Origin of the sequence: Enterococcus durans (genome assembly GCF_002277935.1) — a bacterium.
GTDB classification, from domain to species: Bacteria; Bacillota; Bacilli; order Lactobacillales; family Enterococcaceae; genus Enterococcus_B; species Enterococcus_B durans.
Window position 1 is genome coordinate 2,285,575 of sequence record NZ_CP022930.1, and the last position, 16,398, is coordinate 2,301,972.

Annotated in this window: 14 protein-coding genes, 1 tRNA gene and 1 pseudogene; 10 read left to right on the forward strand and 6 right to left on the reverse strand. The window is 37.8% G+C overall.

Translation table 11 applies throughout. The annotated features are described in order from the left end of the window. The first annotated feature begins 2 nt into the window (after window positions 1-2). Window positions 3-299: a hypothetical protein gene (locus CJZ72_RS10905; RefSeq protein WP_005877056.1), complete on the forward strand. Its 297-nt coding sequence runs from the start codon at window positions 3-5 to the stop codon at window positions 297-299. A gap of 246 nt (window positions 300-545) precedes the next feature. After that, window positions 546-1,766, forward strand: coding sequence for an IS110 family RNA-guided transposase (locus CJZ72_RS10910; RefSeq protein WP_095443576.1), 1,221 nt, complete (start codon window positions 546-548; stop codon window positions 1,764-1,766). Window positions 1,767-1,932: 166 nt separating this feature from the next. On the opposite strand, the pseudogene CJZ72_RS15295 reads toward CJZ72_RS10910, so the two are convergent. Continuing rightward, a pseudogene (locus tag CJZ72_RS15295) lies at window positions 1,933-2,052 on the reverse strand (DUF3788 family protein); the annotation flags it as partial. A 189-nt stretch (window positions 2,053-2,241) separates the two neighbouring features. After that, a complete protein-coding gene (locus tag CJZ72_RS14805; RefSeq protein ID WP_081133476.1) occupies window positions 2,242-2,499 on the reverse strand; it encodes a glucose uptake protein in 258 nt (85 codons plus the stop codon). Window positions 2,500-2,663: 164 nt separating this feature from the next. Here CJZ72_RS14805 and CJZ72_RS10925 point away from each other — a divergent pair, with 164 nt between their 5' ends. The 3 genes from CJZ72_RS10925 (at window position 2,664) to CJZ72_RS10935 (ending at window position 3,804) form a co-directional block, all read left to right on the forward strand. Continuing rightward, window positions 2,664-2,927 carry a hypothetical protein gene (locus tag CJZ72_RS10925; protein WP_005877059.1) on the forward strand — a complete coding sequence of 88 codons (264 nt, stop codon included), beginning with the start codon at window positions 2,664-2,666 and terminating at the stop codon, window positions 2,925-2,927. A 19-nt stretch (window positions 2,928-2,946) separates the two neighbouring features. Next, window positions 2,947-3,135, forward strand: a complete 189-nt coding sequence (locus CJZ72_RS10930) for a hypothetical protein (RefSeq protein WP_005877061.1) — start codon at window positions 2,947-2,949, stop codon at window positions 3,133-3,135. Between the two features lie 297 nt (window positions 3,136-3,432). Next, the gene (locus CJZ72_RS10935) at window positions 3,433-3,804 is read left to right on the forward strand and encodes a YxeA family protein (protein WP_005877063.1); all 372 of its coding nucleotides are present in this window, start codon (window positions 3,433-3,435) and stop codon (window positions 3,802-3,804) included. 153 nt (window positions 3,805-3,957) lie between these two features. Here CJZ72_RS10935 and CJZ72_RS10940 read toward each other — a convergent pair. From CJZ72_RS10940 to CJZ72_RS10950, 3 genes are all read right to left on the reverse strand, one after another. Next, window positions 3,958-4,030 (reverse strand) — tRNA-Gln (locus CJZ72_RS10940). Between the two features lie 47 nt (window positions 4,031-4,077). After that, window positions 4,078-4,503: an outer membrane protein assembly factor BamD gene (locus CJZ72_RS10945; RefSeq protein ID WP_095443832.1), complete on the reverse strand. Its 426-nt coding sequence runs from the start codon at window positions 4,501-4,503 to the stop codon at window positions 4,078-4,080. Window positions 4,504-4,561: 58 nt separating this feature from the next. After that, window positions 4,562-5,314: a C39 family peptidase gene (locus CJZ72_RS10950; protein ID WP_172616586.1), complete on the reverse strand. Its 753-nt coding sequence runs from the start codon at window positions 5,312-5,314 to the stop codon at window positions 4,562-4,564. Between the two features lie 315 nt (window positions 5,315-5,629). Between CJZ72_RS10950 and CJZ72_RS10955 the strand changes: the two genes are divergently transcribed. Next, window positions 5,630-5,827 (forward strand): hypothetical protein, encoded by a 198-nt coding sequence (locus CJZ72_RS10955; protein ID WP_005877067.1) that lies wholly within the window; start codon window positions 5,630-5,632, stop codon window positions 5,825-5,827. 106 nt (window positions 5,828-5,933) lie between these two features. Next, a complete protein-coding gene (locus CJZ72_RS10960) occupies window positions 5,934-6,422 on the forward strand; it encodes a hypothetical protein (RefSeq protein WP_081133477.1) in 489 nt (162 codons plus the stop codon). A gap of 108 nt (window positions 6,423-6,530) precedes the next feature. On the opposite strand, the gene CJZ72_RS10965 is transcribed toward CJZ72_RS10960, so the two are convergent. Next, window positions 6,531-7,127, reverse strand: a complete 597-nt coding sequence (locus CJZ72_RS10965) for a nitroreductase family protein (protein WP_081133478.1) — start codon at window positions 7,125-7,127, stop codon at window positions 6,531-6,533. A 370-nt stretch (window positions 7,128-7,497) separates the two neighbouring features. Here CJZ72_RS10965 and CJZ72_RS10970 point away from each other — a divergent pair, with 370 nt between their 5' ends. From CJZ72_RS10970 to addA, 3 genes are all read left to right on the forward strand, one after another. Next, window positions 7,498-8,964: a peptide MFS transporter gene (locus tag CJZ72_RS10970; RefSeq protein WP_081133479.1), complete on the forward strand. Its 1,467-nt coding sequence runs from the start codon at window positions 7,498-7,500 to the stop codon at window positions 8,962-8,964. A gap of 139 nt (window positions 8,965-9,103) precedes the next feature. Further along, window positions 9,104-12,634 carry a PD-(D/E)XK nuclease family protein gene (locus CJZ72_RS10975; protein ID WP_095443833.1) on the forward strand — a complete coding sequence of 1,177 codons (3,531 nt, stop codon included), beginning with the start codon at window positions 9,104-9,106 and terminating at the stop codon, window positions 12,632-12,634. Further along, a complete protein-coding gene (gene addA / locus CJZ72_RS10980) occupies window positions 12,631-16,350 on the forward strand; it encodes a helicase-exonuclease AddAB subunit AddA (protein WP_081133480.1) in 3,720 nt (1,239 codons plus the stop codon). Before CJZ72_RS10975 ends, addA begins: the two co-directional genes overlap by 4 nt. Window positions 16,351-16,398 lie beyond the last annotated feature (48 nt).

Genomic DNA, 16,398 nt, shown 5'->3' on the forward strand with positions numbered 1-16,398 from the left:
TCATGGTACGTCCACAAGAAGTAAAGGCACCAAAGGAAAAAATCGAAGTGCTTGCTATTTTAGAAGATGGCACAAAAACAAGAAAAGGCTATTCCGTTGCTTTAGTCAAATGGTATGCAAAAAAAGCAATCGCTATAAGATGGGATGGGGACGATGCACAGGACAAAGGATTCCCAGTAACAGTAAATGGGTACCATCCTGCATGGTTCGTTTTACCAGATAAATTAACGGAACTTTATAGTAAAGATTACAAAGAATTGATCAGTACGATGCGATTTATTGAGGATTTGGACAAATAAAACATACTAAGATTAGAGGGTAAATTCATCGACGGATGAAATTACCCTCTAACGCTCTTTTAAGCGTATAGTTGGTTGTGAAAGAAAGACCGACCACACTTTCTTGGACTACGAGTCCCAAACAAAAAATGGTCTTCTTCACTGTCATTTTAAAACCTGGTTTAAGTATGTTGGGGCTTCGAGCCCGTGTAAAGGAAATTAGGAACGAAATGAAGCAGTGAAGAATCTTTCAACACTTCTTAGGAGATGAAAATTATGTATGTACTTGCTTTAGATGTCTCAATGGGAAAAAGTTATGTCGTTATTTATCATGAAAATACTTGTCTTTTTGAACAAGAAATTCTTCACGATAAAACACATTTCAATGCACTTCTTCAAGAAATTTATGCTCTTCCAGAACGACCACAAATCGTTTTTGAAGCAACGGGGGTTTATTCAAGAGTCATTGAAACTTTTTGTCAAAAGAATCATTTCGCCTATTGTTTATTAAACCCTTTAGAAGCGAAAAGACAACTGAATATTGACTTACGTTCAGTCAAAACGGATAAACGAGATGCCCATCGACTGGCACAAACACACGGTCAATTTTTGCGGAAACAAAAACAATCTCAAACAGAAGTCTATAAACAAACACGCGATTTTGCACGCTTTTATCAACAAATTGAAAGGGACATTAAACGCACGAGAATGAACCTGCATACCGCTTTACAATTGACTTTCCCAGAATTGGAAACACTTTTCACGAACAGGTTATCAAAACTCGCCTTGAATCTTGTCGAACTTTTCCCCCACCCTGATTACTTGGCACACTTAAGCCAAACTAAGGTAAAAAATGTGTTAAAGAAAAATACGGATAAAAAAATCTCCGATCAAAAAGCCTTGGCTAAAGCACAAACCTTACTTTCACTTGCGCAAAATTCTTATCCAGCTGAATCTGGACAAAGTATTTCTGTTCAAAAAGTCGTGTATTATGCCCAACAATTGAAACAATTGCTTGTAACAAAAGAACAACTCGCCAAACAGCTAGTTGACATTGCGAAACAAACAATAGAATTTGATTTCTATCAAAGTATCCCTGGAATTGGTGAACTTTCTGCAGGACTCATTATTGGTGAATTAGGGGATATTCGGCGTTTTTCTTCTCATAAGCAATTGAATGCTTTCGTCGGTGTTGATACCAGAAGATATCAATCTGGAAAATATACAGCCAAAGAACACATGAATAAACATGGGAATCCGAAGGCCCGAAAAAATTTGTATTTTATTATGATGAACATGATTCGACAACAAGCGGCGGGGCCCAATCATCTTGTGGACTATTACTATAAACTAAAAACGCAACCTTCGCCCAAAAAGCATAAGGTTGCGCTCGTCGCCTGCATCAACAAGCTCTTGAAATGTCTCCATTCGATGGTACGACATTCAAGTCCGTATGATTACTCATACACGGCCTCTAACGACCAATAAGGAATATATCCTTACCTAGAATTATAGCATACCTAATAAAAAAATTTCTAATTTATTAGGCTTATTTCGTATACTTTTTTCTTGATAAAAACCAATAGAAAAAAGTACTTGACTAAACGTAGGAAGAATGTGGGACAAATCTAAAAATCAGGTTTGCTACAGATTCTCGAATAAACGGTGGGAGCAGAAGCAACTCCTTCGGAAATAAGCCGAAATTCACAAAAATTTGAAAAGCATTTTTCGTGAATTTCTTCTTATTTCTCGGAGTTAAACACTTCTGTCCCAACCTCGCTCTTTCAGGAGTAAAAAATGAAAAAAGGTTATTTGGGATGAGTAAACTATATGAATCCAACCTTAAATCTAGCTTAAAAAGAGTTCATTTTAAGAATGAAAAAATCTATTGTTATACGTAAAAAATAGTTAGATGTCTTGGATCAAACAGGCCCATCCAACTATTCTTTGAATTTGATATATATTACTTTTGCTGTTTATATAAGTAGTAAATCCAAAGAATCAGAAGTAAAGAAGATATCAGTAGTCCTGCGGTATTCTTCATCAGGACAATGGGCGTTTCCCAATGTCGAAAGGAAAAGATTTGATAAGTGAAGTAAGCGCAAGGGAGGCTAGCAACTAAAATGGAAAATTTTTTCTTCGTCCATTTTATGTAGTAAAAAAGGATGCTCAACATGATAAAAAAAGGAATATAAAATATCAGTTGTCCGATTGCAATCATATAACGCCTCCTATTATTTAAAATCCCTGATACAAAATAACACTTTGTGAGATTATACGCAAGCGATACGTGGAAGTTTTCTTTATAAATGTTGTTTTTTTCATTCTTTTGATTATCTCCTCTGTTCTTGCTATAATTGTGTCGAAAGAAAGGATGAAAATTTCATGGATCAAGTAATGTTAGAAGTCGATTTACATTTAGTAAACAATATCCGCGTCATTTACTATCTTGTAAGTAACAGCGTAGAAAAAAGAGTATTAATCAACAAAATCAACGGGATATTAGCAAAAAAAGATGTTCATCATTTTAGTAATGGAGAAGATAGCTATTATAGTATTCCAGTTGAGAAAGTACTTTACACAACGGTGAATGTAAGGAAGGATCTCGACACAAAAACAGTCCACGACCCAATTTTTACCACTTATTGATGGGGAACGGAGGAAAACGATGAATCCATATGAAGCACTTATCCAGGATTTGATTGATGGGAAAATTGAGAAAATAGATGTCAATAGAGAAGATGTCATGCTCTTTCGTGAAGCATGGCTCAAATTAGAGGATCGTAAATATGTTGTAGGTAAAGCGCTACTCAATGGCAATGTAACTTATCATTATGATCCAACACGTTTATATTAAGTAAGCTGCTCGAAATAATCAGTACGAAAAGAGAAGATCCAACTACCACAAAATGTTTCCTAATTTGTGGCAGTTGGATCTTTTTTGTGGAGATCGGGTTGTACATCTGTCTGTTTTTTGTTCTATTTCATCATACACACCATCTTTTTGACAACAAACATCTGAATACATTTGTTTTTTTATGGAGTATCTGCTATTTTCTGAGCCAAAGTATGAGAGAAAATTACAACCATAGACGGATGAGCCTTTGTTTTTTTATTTATATAATGGAAAAGTAATCAACTAGGAGGGAAAAAAATGAAGGTATTAAAGATTTTAGTCGGCATTGCTTGTATGGCCGGTGTTATGTTATTTGGTTTAAAAATATATACGCAACATTCTCATAGCGAGATGGCAGGAGTCATGGATCAGCTAAATCCCCTTGTGACTAGGGGAGAAGTATATGTGAAAACCACGAAGCCTGAAGAGGTCAACTCTTACGGTACAGCTAAATATGTCCAGACGGCTGCCGACAGTGACGGAAATGAACGGACAATCGAATATAATGGCATTTCAGTTTTAAAAGAGAACTGCTATTTAAAAATCACGAATAAAGGCGCACATGTTGAAACTTACGAAGAAATAGACAAACAAGCAGTACCAGAAAAAGCATTAGCAATTATTGGATAAACTATATTTTTATTATGTAAACCTACGAATGGTTAAATCATAAACTCGTTGTTTTTTTTTGAAAAAACAAGCCAGATCATCTAAGAAATAGACGAAGCTATTTCGGATGATCTGGCTTGTTTCGCGTAGTGGTGTGCCTTTACACTATTTTTATTGGGATGGCAGGGTTCGAACCTACAATTGCTTGATTCAGAGTCAAGTGCCTTACCAGTTTGGCTACATCCCATTCAATCAACAAAAATAGTTTAGCACTTAATTAAAAAACGCAAGTTATTAATCTTTTGTGTAGAGTACTTCTTTAAGTAGGACTACTCGTTTCTCTATTTTTTTGATCAAACTGGACGGAAGAGAAATCAACGTTGCTGCAGATAATACTGTAGTAAGAAGCAGATATTCTTCCTGTTGGTTGCCGAGTATTTGATAAATTGTAGCTAAGCGTTCAATATACTCAAAGCGCGTATAACCAGTTCGAGTGATCAAAAATTTTAAAAGATCGATCGCTTTTGAATAGTCTTTCTCAGAATAATAACTGAGAGCTTGACGATAAAGTTTTATTTCCAGCTCATTGAGAGAAGCAGGGCTATAGCGGGTTGTCCATTCTTTTACTGATACTTTTCGTTGAACATTCCCTTTGGTATCTCTAACAAAAATAATCGGCATGTCATTTGGGTCTATCTTTTTATGAATAAATCGTTCCATTTCCCTTGCTCCTTTCTCTTTTTCTTTAGCTAGAGTATAAGATACTTTCAAAAAAATACTAGCTTTTCTTTAAAGTCAGCATTTGGCCGCCCATTGCCGTAAAAATTTTATTGAAATCGTTTATTGGAACAGCTCGATTTTTTTCTCCATAAGGATCATTGACATAGATCGTTGTATCATCATAACCTGTGACCACACAAGCGTGTATCAAAGGGGTTACTTTGACTTCACCATTGTTGGTTGTCCATGTTGTGAAATCACTGTCAGTAGGTACCTGAAAATCAATAGTGACAGAAGTCCATACCGGTTCTTCTTTTTGCAACGCTTTTCTGATATCTTTCAAGGTCGCGTCTGTTTTTGGTTCAGTATAATAATCTGTGCCGACGATTTCTTGAGCTAAAGCAGCAATAGGAGGAACATAGACGCCCATTGCCCAATCACCGCCAGTAATATCACCAACGAAGCCTTCATTTGGATCACCGTGAGTACCGTCTGCATTGAAGACAGGGACATAAGTCAACTGATCTGCTAATTGGTTTTTCGTCGTAGTGTATCCATAATAAGCTAAAAGCATCGAAAGGGAAGTTACTTCACATCCATTTTCTAAAGCGGGTGCATCAAATTGATTTTCTAAAGGAACATCAAGCAAGACTTCTTTTTTTTCTTTTGAGGAGGAGTTGCTGACTTGTTCTGCTGTGGAGAGAGAGGCTTTCTCACCCTCGTTTCGATGCAGAACATAGTACGTGCTAGAAAGAAAAATCAATGCTAGACTACCTAAAAACATGATTTTTTTTGCGTGTTTTTTTTTCATTAGAATACTTCCTTCGTCTAGTCTGTCATATAGTATAATGGTTTTTATTTAAAAACAAATGAAATTTGACTTTTCTAATTAAAAAAGAACAAGTTTCCCTTAAGAAATAACGATTGTTCTGTAAAATAAATAAAATATTTTGACTTGCCAACTGTTTTAATTGTGAAAACGAAATCAATACGCTATAATGCCAATAAGGTTAAAGAACAATTAATAAAAAACGAACTTTTAAAGACAATGAAAATTGAGATAGTACTACTACTTTTTTTGAGGATTATTCGTCTGTAAGAGTTTTAGCAGTTTAGGAGGATTTTGATGACGGAAGAAATGATCAATTTAGGAGAGCAATACTCATGTAAGCCAATCGGGTTTACACAGACAGTCGTTGGCGAAGTAGTTTCAAAAATGACAAACTGTGCCGTAGTCAAAGTTGCTCAATGCGCTTCTGAGGACCAAGATTTACTAGAAGAAAAAGCCAGTATGGTTGTGGCAAAATATGATACATTTGAATAAGAAAGAAAATATGGACATGCAACAACAGGTTTGATGCTGCAAGTCCTTTTACTATGTAGAGGTTTATTTCTTTTTCTGTGTGAGAAAAGGAAAGAGGTGTAGGTAAATGATTAGTCTATTTACGATATTATTGTTTTTATTTGTACTAGCGATGTGCTTGTTTCTTTGGCTTGTCCGCAGAGAAATCATCTATAAGACAGTTAGAAATCGCTGGGTATATTTAGTGGTGCCTTTCTTAGCTATATTAGTGTTATGGTTTACACTTATCAGTGAACCAAGTGTAGATGATTTAGCGAAAGGGATTTTATCAGCATTAGTCTTCATCAGTTTTCTACTCGATAGTCGGGGGATAACGGAAGAAGGGTTAGTGTTAAATAGTTTTGATAAGCGAGGAGTGCCGTTTTCTGAAATCAACAAGATTGTTCTTTATCAGCCCAAAGGTTCAAACGAAATCAAAATGAACTTTTTTCGTAATGGTTGGCGGGGTCCACTAATGAAATTCTCTGTTTCGATGGAAGAATTAGTTTCTTTTTTAGCGCAACATCTAAATGAGGATGCTGAGATCGATATCATGATCGATTCAGATGAAGGATAGTGTGTTGTTGTGAACAAGCATAGAAGAGATCATGATTTAGAAATGACCTTAAAAAAGCTAGGTAGTTACGGTTTTCGTAACTACCTAGCTTTTCTTTAGGATGCTTGTTTAGTCAAATACGCGGAAACGATCTTCGTCATTCATGTATTCTTTTTCGCCAGCAGGTGTTTCTGGTGAACCGAATACTAATTGAGCGCGTAATTTCCAATTTGAAGGGATGTCCCATTCTTTAGCTACAGCATCATCAATTACTGGATTGTAATGTTGTAAGTTAGCGCCTAGTCCTTGGTCTGCTAATGCAACCCATGTATTTGCAGTAGCGATCCCGTTTGATTGTTCTGACCAATCTGGGAAATTATCTGCATATAATTCAAATTGTTCTTGAAGTCCTTTGACTACATCAGTGTCTTTAAAGAATAGAACAGTTCCGTATCCGTTTTTAAATCCGGCTAATTTGTTTTGTGTGTTTGGGAATGCTTCAGCAGGTGTCAATGGACGAAGTGCTTCTTCAGTCATTTCCCATAGTTTTTCATGTGCATCGCCAAAAAGAATCACGGCACGAGTAGACTGTGCGTTGAATGCTGTTGGGCTTTCTTTGATTGCTTCTTTGATCAATGCAGTTAGTTCGTCATTAGATAAAGTGACATTACGTCCTAAATGATAGATAGAACGACGGTTTTTCAATGTATTTGTAAAAGTTGTCATGTTAAAATCTCCTTTGATTGCGTAGTGCATATTTTTTATGAGTACAAAAAGGAGTATATCATCTTACAAAAAGTAAGTAAAAAGAAATGCTCAGTAAAAAGAAATAAATTTTTTCTCTATGAAAAATGAATCGAACACAATAAATAAGGGAACGGTTACATTGCGATTAAACGAACTTCAATTCGCTTTTTCAAGATTGACATCTATATAATTATTAAATTCGTATATGTTTTTTCTTATTATTTTCCAATCGTTTTTTACTGATTTTTATAGAAAATAAGTATATATTTCTAAAATAAGTTTTTTAGCTATTTTTTTCGGGAAGTGTATATGTTATTTTCTGAAAATTTAAAGAATTGGGGTATAGATTATGGAAAATCAGCAAGACAAAGGCTTCTTCGGCCAGCCGAAGGGGTTGTCAACACTGTTCTTTACTGAAATGTGGGAACGATTTAGTTATTATGGTATGCGTGCATTACTTATCTACTATATGTACGATACTGTTACAAACGGGGGCCTTGGATTACCTCGTGCGTCAGCATTGGCGATCATGTCCATTTATGGTTCATTGATTTATATGTCAAGTATCGTTGGTGGTTGGGTTTCTGACCGCGTTCTAGGTGCGAAACGGACAGTGTTTTTCGGTGGTATCTTCATCATGCTTGGACACATCGTTCTTGCTTTGCCATTCGGAGTTTCTACATTGTTTATTTCAATGGCTTTGATCATTATTGGTACAGCCTTTTTGAAACCAAATGTTTCGGGAATGGTTGGACATCTCTATTCGAAAACAGACTTGCGTCGTGATGCAGGTTTCTCTATTTTCTACATGGGGATTAACTTAGGTGCGATGATCGCTCCAATCATTGTAGGAACGCTTGGTCAAAATTATAACTACCATTTAGGTTTTTCACTAGCTGCTATCGGTATGTTCTTCGGTTTGTTGCAATATGTGATCCAAGGACGTAAAACGTTGGATGGTGTTGGAACAGTCGCACCAAATCCGTTGTCTCAAGAAGAACGTAAAGGATTTATCCGCAACTTAGTGATTGCGTTGATCGTTATCGTAGCTATTTTTGGTGGTGCACAAGTTACAGGACATTTAACAATTGATTTCTTTATAAATACAATCAGTGTCTTAGGTATTTTGTTGCCGTTGTACTACTTTATCAAAATGTTGACTTCAAAAGATGTAACAACAGATGAAAAACCAAAAGTTTGGGCATACATCCCACTATTTATTGCAGCAATCATCTTCTGGTCACTACAAGAACAAGGTTCTTCGATTTTAGCGTTGTTTGCTAGTGAACGTACACAATCTACATTGTTTGGAATGACTATTCCAGCAAGTTGGTACCAATCATTGAATCCGATCTTTATTTTTGCACTAACACCAGTATTCGTCACATTATGGACAAAATTAGGGAACCGTCAACCGTCAACAGTGGTTAAATTCTCTTTAGGACTACTATTTGCAGGGTTGTCTTTCTTATTGATGATGCTTCCAGGTATGCTTTATGGAACATCTGGTAAAGTTAGCCCATTATGGTTGATCGGTAGCTTCTTGATCGTGGTTATCGCTGAATTATGCTTATCACCAGTTGGTTTATCTGCGACAACAAAACTTGCACCAAAAGCATTTGAATCGCAAACGATTGCCATTTGGTTCTTAGCTGATGCTTCATCGCAAGCAATCAATGCGCAAATCGCTCGTTTCTACACACCAGGTACAGAATCAATGTACTTTGGAATTGTCGGTGTGGTAGCAATCGTTGGAGCTGTTTTACTCTTTACGATCAAAGAACCAATCAAAAAATTGATGGGATCGATCCGTTAATCCATAAACATTAAAAAGAGGCAGTCGTTTATCGATTGTCTCTTTTTTTATTGTTCAAAATAGAGATGAAAGAACAAATGTTCACTCATTTTTGCTATAATAGATAAGAAACGGAATTCGATCATTAAGGAGGAGGAAAATGACTTTACAATTTATTCTTGGAACGAATCGGAAGGATCATCGCGCCACGTTGATCGCCGAAGCGATGGAGTGGCTGGCGCAAGAAAAAGACCATCAAGTATTTTTCCTTGTACCCAATTATAATAAATTTGAACAAGAGCAAGAGATTTTGGCGCAGTTGCGTAAAGAAAATGGTAAGGAAACATTCAGCACAACGAACGTTCAAGTCTTTAGTTTTTATCGTTTAGCCTGGTATCTGTTAGCACAAACGACTCTATTGTCTGGCAATGAGCTTTCAGAAGCGGGTTCGGCAATGATCTTACGGCAAATATTGGAAAAAAACGAAGAAAAATTAACGATTTTTCGTGGGGAAATCAATAAAAAAGGCTTTATTCAACAATTGCAGGATCTTTACAATGAAATGCGTGTGGGAAATATTTCTCCAAGCGATCTAGTTCTTTTCAAAGAAGAGAGAACACCAAAGGAAGAAGACCAGCAATTGAAATTAAAAGACCTCCAGCTTATCTTCTCTGAGTTCGAGGAGGAATTGATGAAGCGGGCGCTTAAGTTTGAAGATACTTTGACTGTTTTAGCGAGCTACATGAAGACGCTAGATATGGAAAATGTCAAATTTATCATCAGCGGTTTTTCTCGATTGAACGCACAGGAATACCAATTGTTGCAACTCATGATGGAAAAAGGGCATTTAGTCGTGGATCTGGTACTTGATCGACCTTATATTGCCGAGATGCCAGAAGTACTGACTTTATTCCATGAAACTGGAAAACTGTATTTTCAGTTGATCACTAGCGCAAAAGAACGAAAAGTGCCGGTTTTTGTTGAAAAATATGCTGTCGATCGAGCACTGCCACCTGCATTGCAGAGTGTATTAACGGTCTGGGAAGATACTTCAAGCAATAAAAAAGCCAAGCCGATAAAACTGGGGCAGCAAGAAGACTTGCATATATGGGAGGCTGAGAATCCAACTGAAGAAGTCAGACAATTAGCTGTTGAGATCCGCCGATTAGTCAGTGAAGAAAATTATCGTTATCGCGATATCCAAGTCTTGACGAAGGAGATGGGGCTTTATGCGAATCTGCTGCAACCTATCTTTAAAGAAATGGCGATCCCTTACTATGTCGATGAAGATCAGCTGATGGAGAATCATCCGCTCATTGAATGGATCAATAGTTTGTTTGCATTAGATCGTTATGCGTATCGTTTGAATGACATCATGCGTTTTTTCAAAACAGAGCTGTTCATCTGCCGACAAGATGAGGTACTTGATTTAAAAAATTGGCAGGTGATGCGAAACCAATTCCGCACAAAACTGGATGTGACAGAAAACGTCGCATTAGCATATAACTATCAGGGAACTTATTGGACGAAAGAAAAGGACTGGCAATTTGTTTCCTATGATTTTGAAGCAGAACAATTAGAAGACGTTCAAAAGTTAGAAAAACAATCAAACGAGATCCGCCACTTCTTCAAAGAAATGGTTCCTCCTTTTTTTGAAAAAATCAAAGAATGTAAGACTGGACAAGAAGGTGCGTCCGTTTTTTACCAATTTTTAGTTCAGAGTGGTGTCCAGCAGCAATTACTGTTTTGGCGCAATCAGGAAATCGAACGTGGGAATCTAGCAGAAGCAAGGAACCATGAACAAACATGGGAAGCATTGATCGATCTATTGGATGAATATGCGTTGATCTACGGAGAAACACCATTTGATTGGAGCTTGTTCCAAGAAATCATGTCTAGCGGATTAGAGAATTTAAGCTATGGGAAGATCCCAACGGCAATCGATCAGGTCAGAATCAACCGTTTGGAACTTGTTCGGCCAAACCAGGCGAAAATCACTTTTGCCATTGGCCTAAATGATCAAGTTTTCCCTGATCGTCATGAAACGAAAGGACTGCTTTCAAGTGAAGAAAGAGAAACACTGAACGCAAGATTGGGAGAAGAACAGTTTCTATTTGATCCAGCTAAAGAAACGATGTCCTTCGAGCCTCTACAAGCCTATTTCGTCTTTTCTTCTGCTACGGAACGTTTGTACTTGAGTTATGCGGAAAGTTACGATACGAATACATTGAAAATGTCTCCGTATCTACGGCGTATCCTTGAATATTTAACGATCCCAATCGAACGAAAAGAACATCTCCACTTGGATGGCGATCCTAGTTGTTATGTCGGCACGTATCGAAGTGCGATCAATATCATCAATGGTGTCTATCGTTTAGCTAAAGAAGAGAAACAACCACTTGCTGCTTACTGGCAGGAGTTGCGGACTGTAGTCTTACAGTCGAGATGGCGTAATTTTGCTTTGCGTATTTTCGAAAGCCAAGATCATTTAAACGTACCTGTCTCACTGCCGCAAAAGATGCCAGAAGAGCTTTATGGCAAGGAAATCTATACGTCGATTTCCAGAATGGAGAACTTCTATAATTGCGAGTACAAATACTTTGTACAGTTTGGGCTGAAACTCAAAGAACGGATGGTTTATGGCCTAACGCCAGCGGCTACTGGAGATTTTTACCATGAGTCGCTAGACCGTTTCTTCAAATTGCTTTTCTCAAATCAGTTGTCATTAGTTGAAATGACGGACAAACAGCGAAAAGAATTTACGGAAAAAGTACTGCAGGAAGTGTTTGGCGAATTACGTTTTGAGATTCTGGATAGTTCTGCCCGTATGAATTACATTCGTTATCAATTGGGGCAAACGATTCAAAAAGTAGCTTGGGCGTTGCAAAAACAAAGTAGAAATACTGGGTTGAAACCATTGCAAACAGAGATTTTATTTGGTCAAATCGCAGGTGCAAATGGTATCCCTGGCTTAGAACTTCCGTTGAACAATGGCGGGAAATTACATGTACGTGGAAAAATCGATCGAGTGGATGTCGCTGTTGAAGAAGCAGAAACATGGTTGAGTGTCGTTGATTATAAATCTAGTGGTCGTTCCTTTGATGTGACGGAAGCATATTATGGGATGGCAATGCAATTATTGACCTACTTAGATGTGGCATTGATGGATGCTGTCCGTCTCACAGGCAAGGCAGCTGTTCGTCCTGCAGGTTCCTACTATCTGCATGTCCATAATCCGGTACTGACGGATACTAACGAAGTAGAAAAAGACACATTGAAGAAATTCAGCTATGATGGTGTGTTTGTCGATGATCCAGGATTGTTGGAAGTGTTGGACCATTCTTTAGAAGCTAAAGAAAATTCTTTGATCTACCCAGTGAAAAAGAATGCGAAGGACGAATATCAAAAAGGAAGTTTCAGCAAAGATAAATTCTATACAGAAGAAGAGTTGCAGCTTTTTATGGCGCATAACCGAGCGAATATGCGTTTAGCGGGAGACAAGATCACATCTGGTGAAATCAAGCTGAATCCAGCATATAAGGACAAAGAACGAATTGCTTGTCAATTTTGTCCGTTTAGAAGTGTATGCACATTTGATGTGATGCTGAAGGAAAACAACTATCACCGCTTAGAAAAATTGAACAAAGAAGAAGCACTGCGTAGAATACTAAAAAGGAGCGAAGAAGAGTGAATCAAATTCCTTTAAAACCAGAAAATGAAAGATTTACCGATGAACAATGGCAAGCTATTTTTGATCAAGGAGACAACTTGCTTGTTTCAGCTTCAGCAGGTTCTGGGAAAACAACAGTACTTGTACGCAGAGTCATCGAGAAATTGAAGATGGGGGTCAATCTGGACGAGTTGCTGATAGTGACGTTTACCGAAGCGGCCGCACGAGAAATGAAGGAACGAATCCAGGAGGCACTACAAGAAGCAGTCAATACAGAAAGTGATCCCATTCGACAACAGCACTTCACTAAGCAGTTGGTCCTATTGCCAACGGCCAATATCTCAACATTGCATGCGTTCTGTCTGACAGTGATACGCCGTTATTACTATTTGATCGACATTGATCCGGTTTTTCGAATGTTGACAGATGAAACCGAAACGATCTTGATGAAAGAAGATGTCTGGGATGAATTACGAGAGGCGTTCTATGCTGAAAATAGGGAAGAATTTTTCCGATTGACGATGAATTTCTCGAATGATCGTTCAGATGATGGCCTAACCAATCTGGTCTTTTCGCTTTATGAATTTGCTCGTGCGAATCCTGATCCAGAAGAGTGGTTAACAAAGTTAAGTGAGAGTTATCGCTTAGAGAATGGACTCGCTGATTCTGACCTATACAAAACACAGCTTCGTCCGCTGATTTTAGCTGATATGCATCAATGCGTGCAACTGTATGAGGAAATGGTGCAATTAGCACAGGAAGAAGGTCTTGAAAAAATGTACGATCAGGTATCTGGTGAAAAAGGCCAGATACAAGTGATCTATGAATATCTGTTACAAGACCAGATTCCAGAAGCCTACTCTGGATTAGAGGCGCTGACATTCACAACGTTTAAAAGTAGTCGGAAAGCCGAATTGAAAGAACGCTCTGCTGAGGTCAAAGAGTTAAGAGACCGTGCAAAAAAAATCATTCAGCAACTTGGTAAAAACTACTTTCCTGTGTCACCAGAACAAATGGAAGAGTTGACCCAAAAAGCATATCCGTTAGTGAAAGAAATGACAAAAGTCACAAAGGCATTTATGAATGGTTTTAGCCAGCGTAAACGTGAAAAAGGGCTATTGGATTTCAATGATCTAGAACACTTTGCTTTACAAATATTAACGAAAAAAACCGATGATACATGGTTGCCTAGCGAAGCCTCCGATCATTATCGCAAGCAATTCAAAGAAGTCATGGTGGATGAGTATCAAGATGTCAATCAGTTACAAGAAGCCATTCTTTACTGGTTGCGTGAACCAAATGAAACAAACGGTAACATGTTTATGGTAGGGGATGTCAAACAATCCATTTATTCGTTTCGTTTAGCAGACCCGAGCCTATTTATCCAAAAGTACGAAGCCTTTTCTAAAACAGAAGGAGGACGCCGTATCGTTTTAGCAGAAAATTTCCGTTCCAGAAAAGAAGTACTTTCATTCACAAATTTAGTCTTTGAACAAATCATGGACCCAGTAGTAGGTCAGATTTCGTATGATGATGCGGCAAAACTTGTTCTTGGTTTTCCTGATTTTCCAGAAACTGAACAATTTGAACCAGAAATATTGATTTACGAAAAAGAACAGGAAGAAACGACGATCGAATTGCCAGTGGATGATATTTTAGAAGACAAAACAGAAGGCGAATTGTTCATGACTGGATTGAAGATCCGCCAATTGATCGATGAAAAATTCATGATCTATGATAAAAAAATGAAAAAAAATCGACCTATCGAGTATAGAGATATCGTTCTTTTGACCCCTACAAAGAAAAATAATCTGACGATTTTAGAGATATTCAAGACATTTGATATCCCTTTGGAAATGAATGACGCACAGAACTATTTTCAAGCAACAGAGATCCGAACGATGGTCTCTTTACTGCAATTGATCGATAACCCTTATCAGGACATTCCTTTAGTATCTGTTTTACGTTCACCGATCGTTGGATTGATCGAACCAGAACTTGCTAGAATTCGTTTAGCAGATCGGTCACATACGTATTATGAAGCAGTACTTGCTTATCAAGCTGAACATACAGACGAACTTGCAGATAAGCTGAATCATTTTGGTGAACAGTTGGAGATATGGCGCGAACTAGCCCGCCGTTCTTCCATCACAGATCTTTTATGGTCTATCTATTATCAGACAGGTTACTTAGAATATGTAGCTGGGTTGCCAGCCGGGGCGCAACGCCAAGCAAATCTCTATGCGTTAGTCGATCGGGCAAAATCTTATGAAAAAAGCTCATTCAGAGGTCTTTATCAGTTTGTACGATTCATCGAAAAAATGCAGGAAAAAGACAAAGATCTTGCAGAACCAGTTCTTGCATCTGTAGATAATGCAGTGCGTGTCATGACGATCCATGCAAGTAAAGGGTTGGAATTCCCAGTTGTTTTTCTATTGGATATGACAAAACAATTCAATCTCCAAGATTTAAGAAAAAGGTATGCCTTTGAAGAAAAACTAGGGGCAGGTGTCCGTTACATGGATCCTGATACGCGCGTTCTCTACGACACATTGCCGTATCAAGCAATAAAATTAGCTAAACAAAATAAATTATTGTCTGAAGAAATGCGTAAATTATATGTAGGATTGACACGTGCCGAACAAAAACTGTTTATCGTGGGTTCCTACAAAAATAAGGAAGACACGTTGAAAATCTGGTCAGAAGTGGCTGACCAAACCTCCCTTGTTTTAGAGCCGTCGACTCGTTTGAAAGGAAAGGGCAGTTTGCTGAACTGGATCGGTTACAGCTTGATGCGTCATCCTAAAATGAAGGAATACGCGGAAGATACAACGGTCCATAATCAGTTGGGACAGTCGGAAAGCCGCTTTTCGATCACATGGATGAAGCAACAAGATATTGTAGAGAACCGCCAATCATTGGCAAGTGAGACGAAGAAAGAACTTGAATCAGTGAAGGTAGATCAAACACCACTTCAAGAATCATTGAAAGCCCGTTTAGCTTACAGTTATCCCTACAAAGCATCGACCCAGACAACAAGTTACCAATCCGTTTCAGAAATCAAGCGTTTATTTGAAGATCCAGATGATACGTCTGATTCCAAACTAGTTTGGGAAAACAATGAAAAACGGAGATATAATCAGCAATTCCGTTATACACAAGACACTTTGGCAGAGCCGAAATTCTTACAAAAAAGCCAAAAAATATCTGCTGCCTCTATTGGAACAGCTACACACTATTTATTGCAGTTGCTTCCATTAGAGATGCCAACGAACGACTCCATCCGTTCTCTCTTAGAAGAGTTGGTCGCTAAACGGCTAGTCGATGAAAAAGTCGCTAAAAAAATCGATCTTTCTGGTATTTTGTGGTTTTATCAGACTGAACTTGGGAAACGGTTGGTGCAACACAGCGAACTAGTGAAACGAGAACAGCCATTTTCGATGCTCTTGTCTGCTGATCAAGTGTTCGATCAGTATCCAAATGAAGACGATGAATTGCTGATCCATGGGATCGTCGATGGCTACATCGAATTTCCAGAGTTTATCGAGTTGTATGATTTCAAAACTGACTATATTTCAAATGGTGAAAATCAAGCGGAAATAGAAACAATCGTCCAAAAATATCAAGGGCAATTGAATTTATACAAAAAAGCTTTGTCAGAAGCACTAGACAAACCAGTGACAAATGTGTATCTTATTTTATTGGGTGCGAAGAAAATAATAAATCTTAATAAATAATAATAATTGAGCAACTGCGACTTACACTTTGTAAGTAATATGCTATAC